Origin of the sequence: Billgrantia tianxiuensis, assembly GCF_009834345.1 — a bacterium.
Classification (GTDB): Bacteria; Pseudomonadota; Gammaproteobacteria; order Pseudomonadales; family Halomonadaceae; genus Halomonas; species Halomonas tianxiuensis.
In genome coordinates this window covers 3,027,604-3,041,600 of the sequence record NZ_CP035042.1, presented here as the reverse complement: position 1 = coordinate 3,041,600, position 13,997 = coordinate 3,027,604, and the positions used below count along the sequence as shown (strand labels likewise).

At 59.2% G+C, this 13,997-nt stretch carries 16 protein-coding genes and 1 pseudogene; 8 read left to right on the top strand and 9 right to left on the bottom strand.

Going from position 1 to position 13,997, the window contains the following annotated elements; all coding sequences use genetic code 11:
- Position 1: 1 nt before the first annotated feature.
- Complete coding sequence (locus EKK97_RS14205) at positions 2–910, bottom strand: GGDEF domain-containing protein (RefSeq protein ID WP_159552832.1); 909 nt, start codon at positions 908–910, stop codon at positions 2–4.
- Positions 911–1,135: 225 nt separating this feature from the next.
- Positions 1,136–2,287, bottom strand: coding sequence for a cyclopropane fatty acyl phospholipid synthase (gene cfa, locus EKK97_RS14200; protein ID WP_159552830.1), 1,152 nt, complete (start codon positions 2,285–2,287; stop codon positions 1,136–1,138).
- Positions 2,288–2,469: 182 nt separating this feature from the next.
- Between cfa and pyrF the strand changes: the two are divergent.
- Positions 2,470–3,170, top strand: a pseudogene (gene pyrF, locus EKK97_RS14195) (orotidine-5'-phosphate decarboxylase).
- A 3-nt stretch (positions 3,171–3,173) separates the two neighbouring features.
- On the opposite strand, the gene lapB reads toward pyrF, so the two are convergent.
- The 3 genes from lapB to EKK97_RS14180 are packed head-to-tail and all read right to left on the bottom strand — an operon-like array spanning position 3,174 to position 4,993.
- A complete protein-coding gene (gene lapB / locus EKK97_RS14190; protein WP_159552828.1) occupies positions 3,174–4,361 on the bottom strand; it encodes a lipopolysaccharide assembly protein LapB in 1,188 nt (395 codons plus the stop codon).
- Complete coding sequence (locus EKK97_RS14185) at positions 4,362–4,667, bottom strand: LapA family protein (protein WP_159552826.1); 306 nt, start codon at positions 4,665–4,667, stop codon at positions 4,362–4,364.
- 29 nt (positions 4,668–4,696) lie between these two features.
- Positions 4,697–4,993, bottom strand: coding sequence for an integration host factor subunit beta (locus EKK97_RS14180; RefSeq protein WP_104201932.1), 297 nt, complete (start codon positions 4,991–4,993; stop codon positions 4,697–4,699).
- 200 nt (positions 4,994–5,193) lie between these two features.
- On the opposite strand from EKK97_RS14180, the gene EKK97_RS14175 reads away from it, so the two are divergent.
- Together EKK97_RS14175 and EKK97_RS14170 are read left to right on the top strand one after the other, a co-directional pair.
- Positions 5,194–5,487: an FAD assembly factor SdhE gene (locus tag EKK97_RS14175; RefSeq protein WP_159552824.1), complete on the top strand. Its 294-nt coding sequence runs from the start codon at positions 5,194–5,196 to the stop codon at positions 5,485–5,487.
- A 1-nt stretch (position 5,488) separates the two neighbouring features.
- Positions 5,489–5,839: a hypothetical protein gene (locus tag EKK97_RS14170; RefSeq protein WP_159552822.1), complete on the top strand. Its 351-nt coding sequence runs from the start codon at positions 5,489–5,491 to the stop codon at positions 5,837–5,839.
- Between the two features lie 34 nt (positions 5,840–5,873).
- Here EKK97_RS14170 and nadB read toward each other — a convergent pair whose 3' ends face one another.
- Positions 5,874–7,472 (bottom strand): L-aspartate oxidase, encoded by a 1,599-nt coding sequence (gene nadB / locus EKK97_RS14165; RefSeq protein ID WP_159552820.1) that lies wholly within the window; start codon positions 7,470–7,472, stop codon positions 5,874–5,876.
- Positions 7,473–8,017: 545 nt separating this feature from the next.
- Here nadB and EKK97_RS14160 point away from each other — a divergent pair.
- From EKK97_RS14160 to EKK97_RS14150, 3 genes are read left to right on the top strand one after another with little or no spacing between them, the layout of a single operon-like run.
- Positions 8,018–8,209 (top strand): DUF1654 domain-containing protein, encoded by a 192-nt coding sequence (locus tag EKK97_RS14160; RefSeq protein WP_159552818.1) that lies wholly within the window; start codon positions 8,018–8,020, stop codon positions 8,207–8,209.
- The gene (locus EKK97_RS14155) at positions 8,206–8,652 is read left to right on the top strand and encodes a LexA family protein (protein ID WP_159552816.1); all 447 of its coding nucleotides are present in this window, start codon (positions 8,206–8,208) and stop codon (positions 8,650–8,652) included. Before EKK97_RS14160 ends, EKK97_RS14155 begins: the two co-directional genes overlap by 4 nt.
- A 2-nt stretch (positions 8,653–8,654) precedes the next feature.
- Complete coding sequence (locus EKK97_RS14150) at positions 8,655–9,935, top strand: Y-family DNA polymerase (RefSeq protein ID WP_159552814.1); 1,281 nt, start codon at positions 8,655–8,657, stop codon at positions 9,933–9,935.
- 9 nt (positions 9,936–9,944) lie between these two features.
- Here EKK97_RS14150 and EKK97_RS14145 read toward each other — a convergent pair whose 3' ends face one another.
- The gene (locus EKK97_RS14145) at positions 9,945–10,298 is read right to left on the bottom strand and encodes a hypothetical protein (protein WP_159552812.1); all 354 of its coding nucleotides are present in this window, start codon (positions 10,296–10,298) and stop codon (positions 9,945–9,947) included.
- Between the two features lie 431 nt (positions 10,299–10,729).
- The gene (locus tag EKK97_RS26130) at positions 10,730–10,900 is read right to left on the bottom strand and encodes an Arc family DNA-binding protein (RefSeq protein WP_422672649.1); all 171 of its coding nucleotides are present in this window, start codon (positions 10,898–10,900) and stop codon (positions 10,730–10,732) included.
- 85 nt (positions 10,901–10,985) lie between these two features.
- On the opposite strand from EKK97_RS26130, the gene EKK97_RS14135 reads away from it, so the two are divergent.
- Complete coding sequence (locus tag EKK97_RS14135; RefSeq protein ID WP_267964129.1) at positions 10,986–11,249, top strand: Arc family DNA-binding protein; 264 nt, start codon at positions 10,986–10,988, stop codon at positions 11,247–11,249.
- A gap of 179 nt (positions 11,250–11,428) precedes the next feature.
- Positions 11,429–13,396: an acyltransferase family protein gene (locus tag EKK97_RS14130; protein WP_159552806.1), complete on the top strand. Its 1,968-nt coding sequence runs from the start codon at positions 11,429–11,431 to the stop codon at positions 13,394–13,396.
- 58 nt (positions 13,397–13,454) lie between these two features.
- On the opposite strand, the gene EKK97_RS14125 is transcribed toward EKK97_RS14130, so the two are convergent.
- Positions 13,455–13,991 carry a hypothetical protein gene (locus EKK97_RS14125; RefSeq protein ID WP_159552804.1) on the bottom strand — a complete coding sequence of 179 codons (537 nt, stop codon included), beginning with the start codon at positions 13,989–13,991 and terminating at the stop codon, positions 13,455–13,457.
- Positions 13,992–13,997: the final 6 nt, after the last annotated feature.

Genomic DNA, 13,997 nt, shown 5'->3' with positions numbered 1-13,997 from the left:
TTCAGGTAACGACCCTGTTACGGCCTTGGCGCTTGGCTGCATAGAGGCTGCGATCTGCCCTGTCGATCAGCGCATCCCTCGGTTCGCCCAGGCGATATTCAGCCAAGCCGATGCTCACCGTGACCTGTCCGTTGGCAATGGAGAAATCGTGATCGGCGATGGTGCGCCGGAGCCGCTCGGCCAAGGGGTGGCTGGCGACCAGCGGCGTCTGCGGCAGGACCACGGCGAATTCCTCTCCGCCCAGGCGCCCGATGACGTCTTCCTCGCGCAGCAGGCGTTGGCACAGGGTGGCGAATTCGGTCAGCACCTGATCGCCTTGGAGGTGGCCCCAGGTATCGTTGACGCGCTTGAAGTGGTCAAGGTCGATGAGCATCAGCGAAAGCGGACTGCCGTGCCGATTGCTCTTGGCAATCTCTTCGTCGAGACGCGCCATCAATCTGCGACGGTTGGCCAGGCCGGTCAGGTCATCGGTATCCGACAGCCGCCGCAGCCGCGCTTCTTCGGCCATCTGTTCGGTAATGTCGATCATCAATCCATGCCAGAGCACGCCGGTGGCCGAATCCTCGGGTTGGGCGCGTAGCGCGACCCAGCGGCAGCGTCTGCCCGACAGCCGGATGCGGAATTTCGTGGCGATAGGGATGCGCCAGCGAGCCGAGCGCTCAATGGCGGCCATTACTCGTGGATGATCCTCTTCATCCAGGCGGTCGAGCATGTGACGAGCATCCTGCCTCAGGGCATCGCGGTCGATTCCTGGCAGGCTGGTACCGCTTCCGGCGAGGAAGGGGAAGTGCATGTGCCCATTGTGGTCACGATGAAACTGAAAGACGACGCCGGGCAGGCGTTCCGTGAAGTTACGCATGCTGATCGGCTCATTCAGCCCCCCTCCCGTCATGGCATTCTCTTCAGGCATGCGGGCGTCCCTTGTGGCCTGCGGCAGGCAGGCGCAATCCTGCTGTTGTTATGTAACGGCTCACGGCATTGCCATGGGCATGCAGGGGTTCAGCGGGAAGCTTCCTGCCACCAGAAGGGAGCCGTTGAAAGAATGACTAATATACGTAACGGTGCGTAAATCATCTAGCGAAGTATGTAAGATATTGCCGATACCGCTTGTAAGACATAACCGCCACGAGGAAGCTCATCGCGGTGCATCGTAGCGGGAACGTCTCCCGCGCGAGAAGACGACCTGCCAGAGTTGAATGTCGCGGGCGCGAAAGGCTCCCGCGCATACCGACAGATAGTAGCGGAACATTCGCTCGATGCGCTGACTGTAGCGTTCAGCGATCTCGTGCCAGTGGGCATCGAAGTTGTCGCGCCAGGCCAGCAGGGTCCTGTCGTAGTCGGGGCCGAAGTTGTGCCAGTCCTCCAGCAGCAGCAAACCCTCGCTGGCATCGGCGATATGACGCGCCGATGGCAGAACCCCATTGGGGAAGATATAACGATCGATCCACGGGTCGACGCTGATCTCGGAGCTGTTCGAGCCGATGGTATGCAGCAGGAAGAGGCCATCCACGGCCAGCAGTCGTTCCACGGTCTGGAAATAGATCGCATAGTTGCGATGCCCCACGTGCTCGAACATGCCGATGGAGACGATGCGGTCGTAGCTCCCGCTGAGTTCGCGGTAGTCCTTGAGTTCGATCGTTACCGGCAGGCCGGCGCAACGTTCCCGAGCGAGTTCGGCCTGCTCCTTGGAGATGGTGATCCCGGTGACGGAGACTCCATAGTGGCGGGCAGCGTATTCTGCGAAGCTGCCCCAGCCGCAGCCGATATCGAGTACGTGCATGCCGGGGCGCAGTTCCAGCTTGCGGCAGGCCAGCTCGAGTTTGGCGAGCTGGGCTTCGTGAAGGGTCCTGGCCTCTTTCCAATACCCGCAGGAATAGCACATGGTGGGGTCGAGCATGCGCTCGAACAGGTCGTTGCCCAGGTCGTAGTGCGCTTCGCCGACGATATAGGCTCGGGCCTTGCTTTGTAGGTTGAGCAGGCCGGCCTGGAGGCGATACATGATGCGGTCGGAAGGGGGGCGAGCACGTTCACCGAGGCCATGCTGGAGCAGCCGGCAGGCCATTTCGTCGATACGTTCGCACTCCCACCAGCCGTCCATGTAAGACTCTCCCAGCCCGAGCGAGCCTTGGCGCAGGATCCTTGAGCAGAAGTCAGGATGGTAAATCTGTGGATCCCAGGGTGCGTCGCCGTTGAGGGTCACGCCGGAACCTTCCAGCAAGGAAGTCAGTACTCGCTGGGCTCGGGTGTCAGGCAGGACGATCGGGCCAATGCGTTGTTCGCTTGTCATGGAGTCCTCCCGGTCCATCGATTCAAGGCATGGTCGTTGAAGCCTGAACTGCTGGGCGCGTCGTGCGTGCGCAAGCTGCTAGGTAAAGCTTAGTTCAGAGGATAGTCCAGCCTGGAAAGAACGGTTAACCATCCTCGACTGGTATACTCGGAGCTTTCATCCCGCAGCCGGAGCTCGTCAACGTGTCTAGCGATTCGCCGCTGATCATCGCCCTGGATCACCCCTCCCTCTATGCCGCCTTGTGCCTGGCCGACCGGCTCGACCCGAGCGTTGTCGCGTCAAGGTGGGCAAGGAGCTGTTCACCCGCAGTGGCCCGGAAGTGATCGAGGCACTCCATGGGCGAGGTTTTCAGGTTTTTCTCGATCTCAAGTTTCATGACATTCCCAATACCGTCGCCGGGGCCGTGCAGGCTGCTGCCGAGCAGGGCGTATGGATGGTCAATGTGCATGCCGGCGGTGGCAGACGCATGATGGAGGCGGCACGTGAGCGGCTGGACCGTCATGGTCTGAATACGCATCTGATTGCTGTCACCGTATTGACCAGCATGTCGGCGGAGGACCTCACAGAGGTGGGCGTCACCGCAACGCCGGCCGAGCATGTCGAACGCCTGGCCGTGCTGGCACATCAATGCGGTATGGATGGAGTGGTCTGTTCGGCGCAGGAGGCAACCAGGCTGCGTGAGCTTTGCGGCGAGGCGTTCCTCAAGGTCACACCGGGTATCAGGCCGCGCTTCGCCGAGCAAGGCGATCAGCGTCGCGTGATGACGCCGGCCGAGGCAATGGCGGCGGGCAGCACGCACTTGGTCATTGGCCGGCCGATCACTCGGGCGGATGATCCCATGGCGGCATTGACGGCCATCGAGCAGGAACTCGCTGGAGGCTGAGCCTCATTCCCCCTCAATGCCGGTAATTGGACGGGTAGTGCCCCAACTGCGGCAACTGGGGCATTGCCAGTGTAGGGGCTGGCCGGCAAAGCCGCAGCGCTGGCAACGGTGGCGAGGCCGTGCCGTCAGCAGGGTATGGGTGTGCTGCTTGAGGAGTTGCAACCGGTTGTCGGGTGGGCCCTGCTCCTGCTGCTGGTGCTGATAGAGATCGAGCAAATAATCTAGCGCTCCCAGGCTCGGCGCACGATTGAGTTGCTCACTGACCAGTTCGATGGCCACCTGCAAGCCATGTCGCTTGCGCTGGGTTTCCGCCAGCAGAATGATCAAGCTGGTCACGTGGGCACGTTCCAGCAGGCGTTGCAGGCAGTCGACGAGCCCTGCTTCATCATCGAGCATGGCATAGGCGTGGTGAAGCGGCTCCAGGATGATCGGCATCATGTCGAGATCCTGGTCCGGAATACGCATGAGTATCCGGATGGCCTCGCGATAGTGCCCGGTATCCTGAGCCAGTGCCGCCAATAGCAGGTTGGCGCGCACGCAGCGTGGGTCAATGGAGAGCGCGCGGCGCAGATGCTTGCGGGCCAACCCGGGGCTTGCCGAGCGACGCTCCTGGTCGGCCATCTCGCATAGCCAGTGGGCCGCCGCCCGGCGGATGTCCTCATGCTGGCGTATCAGGTTGGGGTAGGCCACGTCGAAGGCGGCTTGCCATTCTCCTTCGCGATCGAAGAGGTCCGTCAACAGGCGCTTGGCGGCATGGCGGATGTCGTCGTGACTGGAGTCGTTTATCAACTGCTGGAGCAGGCGCTCGCTGCGGTCGAACAGTCCCAGGTGCAGAAAGTCCCGGGAGAGTTCGAGCTGGACCTGATCGCTCTGCAAAGCCGTCAGGGTAGGGCGTGCCAGCAGGTTCTGATGGATCTTGACGGCGCGATCGGCTTCGCCGCGAGTGCGGAACAGGTTGCCCAGGGTGATGTGAGTGTCGACGGTTTCGCTATTGACCTCGAGCGCATTGACGAACGTCTCGATGGCGCGGTCCGGCTGCTCGTTGAGCAGGTAGTTGAGACCGACGAAATAATCCCGCGACAGCGTATTCGGTGGCGCGGGGTCATGGCTGCCCTGTCGCTCACGGCGGCCTAGCCACCAGCCAATGGCAACGGCAGCCACCAGCAGCACAAGCAGCAGGGCATCGGGCATTTAGGGAAGTTCCTTGAGCTCCTGAACGCGAAGACGGTCGAGTTCCTTGCGCTGCTGTCGGTTCAGGCGCTGGGCGCGGGAAAGAGCGGTGCGTAGCCTTAGCCAGACCCCTGTCATCGCCAACATGCCCAGCACCACGCCGCAGACCAGTGCTGCCAGGAGCCAGACGGAAAGCGAAATGGCCGGTAGTTCCACCCAGATCAGGTTGAGCGGTACCGTCTGCTGGTTGTTGACGGCGAACAGAATGCCGACAAGCAAGACCGCCAGCAGGATGATGGCCAGGATCAGGCCTTTGAGCCAACGCATGATTCTATCCCTTGTAAATGACGAAAATGTTAATAGCCGAGGGCGCGGCTGGCATTGACCTGCTCGCGAAGCTCCTTGCCAGGCTTGAAGTGTGGCACGAACTTGCCATCCAGCGCGACCGGTTCGCCGGTCTTGGGGTTACGGCCTACCCTTGGCTCCCGGTAATGCAAGGAAAAGCTGCCGAACCCTCGGATCTCGACCCGGCCCCCTTCGGCCAGCGTATCGGTGATGTCGTCGAGAATCAGGCGCACCGCGGATTCGACTTCCTTGATCGAAAGCTCTGGCTGTCGCATGGCGATCTGTTCGATCAATTCGGATTTGGTCATCGGGTCATCTCCAGGCGATTCCCGGTCCGGTGGGACCCGGGCGGCATTCTTATTCTACCGTCAGCATACTGCTCAAACCGAGATAAAACAACGCACTACGACCATGGTCAAGAAAAGATGGCAAAGCTGGTCGAAGCGCTGCCTCATTTTCACGGCTCCGGTATACTGGACGACTCATTCTTTTATCACCGAGGCCGACGTTGAGCGAAGCGAATACCTCCGATGCCGCAGCCCTACGCAAGCGGCTCTACTGGCACTCCCGGCGTGGAATGTGGGAGCTCGATCTGCTGCTGATTCCCTTTCTCGAGCACTGCTATGACGCGCTTGCTGCCGAGGACCAGGCGGCCTATCGGGCCCTGATCGAGGGCGAAGACCAGGACCTCTTCGCCTGGCTGATGCAGCGTGAAACGCCTGCTCCCGAGTTTCGTCGTATCGTGTCGCTGATCCAGGCTCATGCCGAGAACGCCGACAACGATCCACGTCGTCCGGTCTAGGTTGGCCTGGTGCAGCCAGGGGCTGCTCGGGCTGGTCGTCACCGGTAGCGTATTGAGCCATGCCCCTGGCTGGCTGACGTTGCCGGTTCTGGCATGGCTCGTGCCGCTTGGTTGGTGGGCGTGGCGCGGTCAGTTCCGTGGTGAGCTGCTCATGCAGCCGGAAACCGGGGGAGGCTGGCGCTGGTCGTGGCGCCCCTTCACCGCTACAGAAGCCTTTCCCGTCGAGTTGCGCTGTGTCTACCTCGGCCCATGGCTGATCGGTCTGGAGGTCGATCGCCAGCGGGCATGGCTATGGCCTGATAGCGCATCGCGCGAAGCGCTGCGTCAATTGCGGCGCGCCCTGGCTCGCTAGGCTCAAGGCTTTTTGCTATAGGCGGGCAGGGCTTTCAGGCGAAAAGGTCGTCCAGATGAAGCCGGGAAGGGCGGGGTGCGAGGCCGGTTTCGGTATGGGGCGGACAGTCGGGGTTGAAATGCAGGCCGCGCGACTCGCGGCGCTGGCGAGCCGCAAGCACGGTCAGGCGGGCCAGTCTCACGGCATGCCATAGGCTGGCCAGTGCCGTATTGGGCGCAGCGCTTTCGAAAGCGGCCTGTACCTCTCGGCTCAGTTCGCTCAGCTCGTGTGAAGCGGTATCCAGGCCGGCATCACGGCGTACGATCGCCACGTAACGGCTCATGATGTCACGCAGGGCCGTACGCCACTGCTGAACGTGTCGAACCTCCACGACGCCGGCTCCCGGTTGTGTAGACGCCGTGGGGGGCGTAGTCGGACCACGTTGCGTGGCGAGTTTCGCCGCGCAGCTGCGCGCATAGACCAGGCACTCCAGCAGTGAATTGCTGGCCATGCGATTGGCACCATGCAGCCCGGTGCAGGCAACCTCGCCGATGGCGTACAGGTGCGGCACGCTGGAGCCGCCGTCGAGGTCGGTTGCAACGCCGCCGCAGCTGTAGTGAGCGGCGGGTACGACGGGAATCGGCTGTCGGGTGATGTCCAGTCCGCGCTTGAGGCAGTGGGCATGGATGGTGGGGAAGTGATGACGTATGGCTTCGTCGCCGAGGTGGGTCACGTCGAGCCATACGTGAGGCGAGCCGGTACGCTGCATCTCGGCATCGATGGCACGCGCGACGATGTCGCGCGGAGCCAGCTCGGCACGCTCGTCGAGTTCGAGCATGAAGCGGCGTCCGTCGGTGCTCAGCAACCGCCCCCCTTCGCCGCGCACTGCCTCGCTGATCAGGAAGGGGGGGCCGTCCGGATCGTATAGGCAGGTGGGGTGAAACTGCTGGAACTCCAGGTTCATCAACTCGGCCCCCAGTTCGGCCGCCATCATCATGCCTTCACCACTGGCCGGGTGGGGGCTCGTGGTGTGCCGATAGATACCGCTGGCGCCTCCAGTGGCCAACACGGTATCGCCGGCCACCAGTTCCTGCAGCTGGCCACGACTGTCCAGGCAGCGGGCACCGCGGCAGCGCTGCTGAGCATCGGCAAGCAGGCCAATGGCCACGAGATCGTCGCGGATCGTGATATCCGGATGTGTCTGGGCATGATGCTTCAGCGTGTCGAGTACGGCACGTCCGGTGGCATCCTCGGCGTGAATGATGCGCCGCGCACCGTGCCCGCCCTCGCGGGTCAGATGATAGGGGTAGTTGGCCGTCGGGCTGGTATCCCTGGTGAACGGCACGCCAAGCGAGAGCAGCCACTCGATGGCACTGGGGCCTTGCTCGACGGTGAAGCGCACGGCTCGCTCATCGCACAGGCCATCGCCAGCGACCAGAGTGTCGGCGACATGGGCATCGAAGTCGTCCTGGGGCGAGAGTACGGCGGCAATGCCGCCCTGGGCCCAGCGGCTGGCCCCCTGATCATCGCTGGCGGGGCGCACCAAGGTCACGCGGCGTGTCCCGGCGACGTGCAAGGCGAGCGTCAGGCCGGCGACGCCACCGCCGATCACCAGTACATCATGCTCGCTACGAACCAGTGTGCTTGGGGGCATGGGCAGTCTCGCTGAAGCCTATTGCATCAGCCAGCTAGGCTCGAGGAGTGTGCGGCGGAATCGTAACGAGGGCGCGATAGCGAAGAGTCTGGTGCCCGGAGCCGGGCTCGAACCGGCACGGTGTTGCCACCGAGAGATTTTAAGTTCGTTTCCAGACTAAACGGGGCTGCGCTTGCACCGCTGTTTCCTGTCACTTCAAGCACTTAGCTGGCTGATATGTTCGAAAGTTGCGCGATTGTAGCATGCAGTTTGCGACCAGTCTGCGACCACTATGCGAGTGCTACCTGTCAAGCCAGCCTTGGCAGGTGGTTCTCTACCAACTGCGTAAGACCAAACACACGAAGAGCCCGACCGTTTCCGGCCGGGCCCATCCCGTTGCGCATCGCTCCCTGACACACTCTCAGCGTGGCACCTGGCTTCACTCACGTCTTGTGGGTTTCTGTAAGCGATCGCCCATTAGCCTTGTACGATATGGCTTACATCTCTGGCGCGTTTCCCTAAGCGTACTGTATAAATATCAGTATTGGACAACAGGGAGACCCATCATGGCCAAGAAGCCCAAGGCGGTGACGCCTCCAGCTCGATCGAAGCATATTATCCTTGAACGGCAGCCCGGCGAGAGCGCTGTGCAATGGGAGAAAACCCTGGCGGCGATTGCGCAGGGCGGCGCCGCCACGGTGACGCGCCAGTCCGACGGAAGCGCCCTTGTGGAGTGGCGGGCAGGGACGACGCCATGACCATCCAACTGCAAATTCTCGGTCGTGCCGATGATGCTGCACCGGCACTTGCCTTGCCTTACCCACTGGCCCTAGGCCGTGCCGGTCTCTCGGGCTTCCCATCACCGGCACAGGACTATGAGGGGCGAACGCTCGACCTCAATAAGAGGTTCATCAAGAGGCCTTCGGCCACGTTCTTTCTGTCCGTTACCGGTGACAGCATGGTCCGGCTGGGGATTCAGGAGGGCGATACCCTCGTCGTCGATCGCTCTCTCGATCCTCGGCCGGGGCATATCATTGTCGCAATGGTGGATGGCGAGATCACGGTCAAGCGCTACGAGATGGTAAACGGAGTGCCATGCCTATGCTCCGGCAACCCGCGCTACGCACCGATACCGCTCATCGACCTGGAGTGTCAGGTCTGGGGAGTTGTCAGGTCTGTTATCCATGAGTATACGGTGTGAGCATGATCGGTCTCGTGGACTGCAACAGCTTCTACGTCAGCTGCGAGCGCGTGTTCCAGCCGCGGTTGCGCGGCCTGCCGGTAGGCGTGATGTCCAACAACGACGGCTGCGTGATCGCGCTCTCGCCCGAACTCAAAGCCATCGGCATCACCATGGGAACGCCGGCTTTTGAGCTGCAGCACCTGGTACGCCGAGGGCAGATCCGCCTGCTATCGTCGAACTACGAACTCTACGGTGACATGTCGGCCCGGGTGCAAGCAGTGCTCGAGGAGTTTTCCGCCGGCGTCGAGCCCTACAGCATCGACGAGATGTTCGTCCGCTTCGGTGGCTTCACGCCCGACCAACTGCTCGAGCATGCCCGGCAGCTGCATGTTCGGGTGCGTCAGTACACCGGCATTCCGGTCTGCGTCGGCGTCGCTCCGACGCACACCCTGGCCAAGTTCGCCAACCGGGCCGCCAAGAAGATCCCCGCCTATCGAGGCGTCTGTGTGCTCCAGGCCGGTACCGCAGAAACCAAGGCGTTGCTGCAGCGGTTCGAGTTGGGGGACCTCTGGGGTGTCGGTAGGCGACTCGTGGAGCGCCTCGCAGTTATCGGCATCCGTACCGGCTGGGACCTCGCCCAAGCCGACCCCAAGCGAATCCGACGGCAGTTCAGCGTCACGCTCGAGCGCACCGCCCTGGAGTTGAGGGGCATCAGTTGTATCGAGATGAACGACTTTCACGAACCACGGCAGCGCATCATGACCAGTCGATCGTTCGGCAAGCTGACCAACAACCTGGGCGAAATCCGAGAAGCCATGCGGCAGCACGGCCAGCGCGGAGCCGAGAAGCTGCGCAGCCAGGGCAGCCTCGCGCGCGCAGTGCTGGTGTTCCTCAAGACCAACCCCTTTAGAGAGGACCTGCCGCAGTACTCGCCCAGCGTAGCCGTCGAGCTGCCCCGTCCCACTGATGACAGTCGAGAGATCCTCCGCGCAGCAGGTCAGGCCCTGGAGCGAATCTATCGGCCACACTATCTCTATCAGAAGGGTGGAGTGATGTTGCTCGACCTGATCGACGCAGATCGGCAGCAGCTCTCGCTGCTCGACACGCCCCAGAGCGATGCCGACAGGCAGCGCAGCGCGAAGCTTATGGGCGTGATGGACGAGCTGAACCAGAGGATGGGCCGAGGCACCGTCAAGCTCGGCACGCCCAGCCCCGGAGCGGCCTGGCACCTGCGCTGTGCTAACCTCACTCAACGATACTCGACCCGTTGGGATGAGTTGCCGGTCGCGAACGCGCGCTAGTCATACCGATCACGCTGCTCGCATTACCCCGTCCAGCACCTGGGTGATCGCCTCTCGTGCGCGTTCGATCCAGTGCGCAATCTCCGCCAGCGCATCCGCCGTCCAGGCGGTCATGGCGATAACGCCATTTTCCCAGTGGGCCCGAACGACCTGCAGCAGGGCGGCCAGGGTACCGAGCCTGAGCGTCACGTATCCATCGAGGACCTCGGTGTCGTTGGCGTCGATGGCCTTCCGGGCAGCATCTGCATACTTCGTGAGAAAGAAGGCCGCGGCAGCCAGCGCAGGCTGGCGTTTCTCCTCAACAAGGTAGAGCCAGGATAATGACTGTGCGGCTCCTTCGAGGTGCCGAACGATGTCGGCCATTGTCGACTGTTTTTGGCCGCTGGGCGGACGTGGGCTAGACTGCATGGTGTCTCCACTCCTAGCAGATTGGTTGACATTGAAGCCCTCGAGGATGCGACCCTCGGGGGCTTCTCCTTTTGTAGCGGAAAAATTCAGCCTTTTCCAGGAGAATGAAGTCTCCACTTTTTGTGGAATTATCCACCGTTAGTTGAGCAACGGTTGATTCTTGGAGCTCAACTGGCGCGGCGGGTCGCTCAGGAATGAGAAAGCACTACCCTAAACAGAACAGTGGGTTGTATTGCCATCTATTGACATTGCGTCAGGTTCACGCCTGATATTGCCAGTAGATTGTCAGGTTGATACCTGACAACACTTTCCCTCATTTTTGAGCGTGATCTCTCTTCAAAAATTCAGGGTCTTTCCACATGAAGCTTCCGCTTCCAGCAACAGGGTCAACCACCTTCCCGCGCATGCCTCTCCCTCTGCTCCTGCTCCCGTCTGGATCGCTCTAGCCGAATCGCCACCTCGGCGCTGTAGCTGCGCCTGTTCCTCCTCGCCTCCTCCTTCAGCCACTTCACGATACCTCGCGGCAGCCTAACGTTGGTCTGAACAAAACCGTCCATGCATGGCCTCTTTGCATCATTTTGCTTTATCAATGTAGCAGAGTGATGCATTGCCCGATGTAGCAAACTGCTACATTCTCGGCGCATGGACGACTCAGATACTCAATTCAACCTGCGCATGCCGAAAACGCTCCGCGAGCGGATCGAAGAGGCAGCAGAGCGCAGCCGTCGATCGGCCACGGCCGAGGTGCTCGTTCGTCTCGAGGAAAGCTTCAGGCGTGAGGGCATCGATCCCGCCACAGGCGAGCCGATAGGGGAGGAGAGCCTGGCGAAGGTCATGGCGGATCTGTCAGCCAGGCTGGAGGTGGTGAGGGGGCTACTGGAGGTGGGTCGCGATGGGGATTCGTAAGAGGCCGTCACGACGCAGGTCTGACGCCCATACCTTAGCCACACTCAGCAGATCATCGGCCGTGCGCCCGGAGTAGACGCGATAGAGGTTAGTCTTTACGATCTGCTTTCGTTCAGCGGGAGGCGTTGAGATGTGACATTATCCTCCCCCTCAATCAATGCAATGAACGGAGCGTAGGGATGGGTAGCCCGCACTACAGGCCAGACATAGATGGGTTAAGAGCAATTGCGGTGCTGTCTGTTATTATATACCACGTAAACAATGAGTGGCTTTCGGGCGGCTTCGTTGGCGTAGACATGTTTTTTGTCATATCGGGTTATTTGATAACCAGCATAATTTACAAATCTGCTGAAGATGGGTCATTTTCTTTTATTGATTTCTATGCTCGTCGTATTCGTAGAATAGTCCCTGCCTCCTTCTTTGTCACCCTGGTCACTGTTATAGCTGGAAGTGTCTTATTCCTTCCTGAGGACGCTCAATCACTATCTGAGTCGGCAATAGCTACAGCCCTTTCAGTCGCGAACGTGTATTTCTGGCTTTTTTTGGATACTGACTACTTCGCTGCATCGTCAGACTTATCACCTCTCTTGCACATGTGGTCGCTTGGTGTAGAAGAGCAGTTCTACCTAATATGGCCTGCCGTGCTAATATTTGCTTTGTCTATTGGTGGAAAACGAGCGGTAATTATAGCAAGCGTGCTGGTAACAGTAGCTTCATTCGCCGTCGGCGAATACTACTTAGATAAGGATTCGCTTTTTTCCTACTACATGCTTCCATCGCGTGCTGGTGAGCTAATGATTGGTGGCCTAGCATACTTTATTAGCGACAGAAGGGGCATGTTTTCGTCATATTTCGCTTCTACTCTGGCCGGATTTGCAGGGGTCGCACTAATCACTTATTCTCTCTGGATTATTGACTCAGCAACGGGCTTCCCGGGTTTTGCTGCGATCCCGGCCACAGTAGGCACTGCATTATTGATTCTGGCAGGAGTCAATCAAAAAACAATTGTTTCGAAAGTCCTCTCAATTAAGGCAATGACTAGCATTGGACTACTGTCGTTCTCGCTTTATCTTTGGCACTGGCCTGTATTGTCTTTCTATAGATATGCGTTTGGCGACCCGTATAAAGGCTTGCCACTTATCATCTGCCTATCGCTTATTGTCTTCCTTTCTACCGCTTCGTATTTTTTGATTGAAAAGCCTTTTAGGGGGCAGCGTAGTGGGTCGTTGTTAAATAGGTCTGCGCCATACGCATCGTTAACAATCATCCTGTTAGCATTCTCCAGCCTAGTAGTAGCGAAGAATGGATTTGTAGCTTCGCTTTCTCCAAATGACTATTTGGCTAGACTAGAGAATCTTAACGACAATACGCTTGCTGCAAATAGATACAGGTACAACTGCCAGACCTCGAATTTTAATGCATCACTTATACGACATCCTCGTTGTGTCAGTGATTTTGGTCAAGGAGATCCTTCCATATTGTTATTTGGGGACTCTAACGCAGCGCACTATCTAGGTTACTTTCGAGAGCTAGCTCGTGATGAGGAGCTTTCAATCATGAATATCTCTCACTCGTCGTGTCCACCTATATTTGGTTCGGGGTGGGAATATGCGAGAGCAAACAAGTCTTCCTGCAGATCATATCTCCAGGAAGTGGAGCGTATAGTGTCCGATTTTTCTGTTGTAATCATTGGGGCGAACTGGACAGGATTTGTAGGCGAAGATTATAGAGAAGATGTGTCAAGAACGATTGGTTTTTTGAGCGATAATGTTAGAAATGTTGTTATTGCTCTGAAAGTGCCAGTTTTCCCGCTGTACGACAGGTACTGCTCTAGTAAAAGCCTAAAGATACCATGGATGAACTGCTCCGAACGAAGTTACATCAGGTACGGTAGCGACCATGACATTAACAACTTCTTAATTAGCCTGGCTTCCACTTACGAGAATGTCAGGACTGTGTCCATTAGAGAGCATGTTTGCGGATCCAGTGGATGCTCCGCCTATCTTAATGGCGATCCGATCTATTTCAACCCTACTCATCTCAGCATGAAAGGTTCTGAGGCCCTGGGTAAGATTGCTATTTCGACTGGCAATATATTCACCGAAATTGAGAATTCTGATAATCTAGCCTACAACATTCATGAGTAAAGGGGTGTCCGCATTCATTCCTGCGGGCCCCGATCTTGTCTTATAGACACCTTGGCTGTTACCAGTTAATGGAATTGATCGCCTCTCGCTTGGCATCGTTGTCAAGGCTGTCTTCATGTTCAATAGCGACGATCTGGTCTCTCAGGGCCTGGCGGCGGCCGATCACTGCGGCGGCGGCCTGCTGATAGGCGTCGGCTTTTGCGATGATGCGGCTGATCAGCTCCTCGATGGCCACTCCGCGAGCATCGGCTATGGCTTGAATCAACGGTCCTCCACCTTCGCGCGCTTCGCGCTCTTGGCGCTCCCAACTCAGTTGCTCGTAGTCGGGGTAATCTCTGCGCACTTGGTCAAGTTCTGCCACCGAGGCGGCATCGATCACTGCGCGGCGGTCGGCGGCGAGATCAGAAACCGACGGCCCGGTTACCGGCGGGATCGGCTCGTATACCCACCCACCATCGACGAAGACGACACGGTTCCCCGCTTTCGGCGGAAGCGGCTCCTGGTCAGTGAAGCCGGGCGGTATAGGACTGTCCGCATCGATCAGCATGCAGGCGTTGCGGTCGCCCGACGATGTTGCGTAGACCTTGATTTTCATAGGGCA

Coding starts and splice junctions, on each gene's coding strand:
- nadB (WP_159552820.1), bottom strand. CDS start 7,472: ATGCCCCCAAGCACACTGGTTCGTAGCGAGCATGATGTACTGGTGATC.
- EKK97_RS14160 (WP_159552818.1), top strand. CDS start 8,018: ATGGCCAAGAAGCCCAAGGCGGTGACGCCTCCAGCTCGATCGAAGCAT.
- EKK97_RS26130 (WP_422672649.1), bottom strand. CDS start 10,900: ATGGACGGTTTTGTTCAGACCAACGTTAGGCTGCCGCGAGGTATCGTG.
- EKK97_RS14150 (WP_159552814.1), top strand. CDS start 8,655: ATGATCGGTCTCGTGGACTGCAACAGCTTCTACGTCAGCTGCGAGCGC.
- EKK97_RS14145 (WP_159552812.1), bottom strand. CDS start 10,298: ATGGCCGACATCGTTCGGCACCTCGAAGGAGCCGCACAGTCATTATCC.
- EKK97_RS14185 (WP_159552826.1), bottom strand. CDS start 4,667: ATGCGTTGGCTCAAAGGCCTGATCCTGGCCATCATCCTGCTGGCGGTC.
- EKK97_RS14130 (WP_159552806.1), top strand. CDS start 11,429: ATGGGTAGCCCGCACTACAGGCCAGACATAGATGGGTTAAGAGCAATT.
- EKK97_RS14125 (WP_159552804.1), bottom strand. CDS start 13,991: ATGAAAATCAAGGTCTACGCAACATCGTCGGGCGACCGCAACGCCTGC.
- lapB (WP_159552828.1), bottom strand. CDS start 4,361: ATGCCCGATGCCCTGCTGCTTGTGCTGCTGGTGGCTGCCGTTGCCATT.
- EKK97_RS14205 (WP_159552832.1), bottom strand. CDS start 910: ATGCCTGAAGAGAATGCCATGACGGGAGGGGGGCTGAATGAGCCGATC.
- EKK97_RS14135 (WP_267964129.1), top strand. CDS start 10,986: ATGGACGACTCAGATACTCAATTCAACCTGCGCATGCCGAAAACGCTC.
- EKK97_RS14180 (WP_104201932.1), bottom strand. CDS start 4,993: ATGACCAAATCCGAATTGATCGAACAGATCGCCATGCGACAGCCAGAG.
- cfa (WP_159552830.1), bottom strand. CDS start 2,287: ATGACAAGCGAACAACGCATTGGCCCGATCGTCCTGCCTGACACCCGA.
- EKK97_RS14155 (WP_159552816.1), top strand. CDS start 8,206: ATGACCATCCAACTGCAAATTCTCGGTCGTGCCGATGATGCTGCACCG.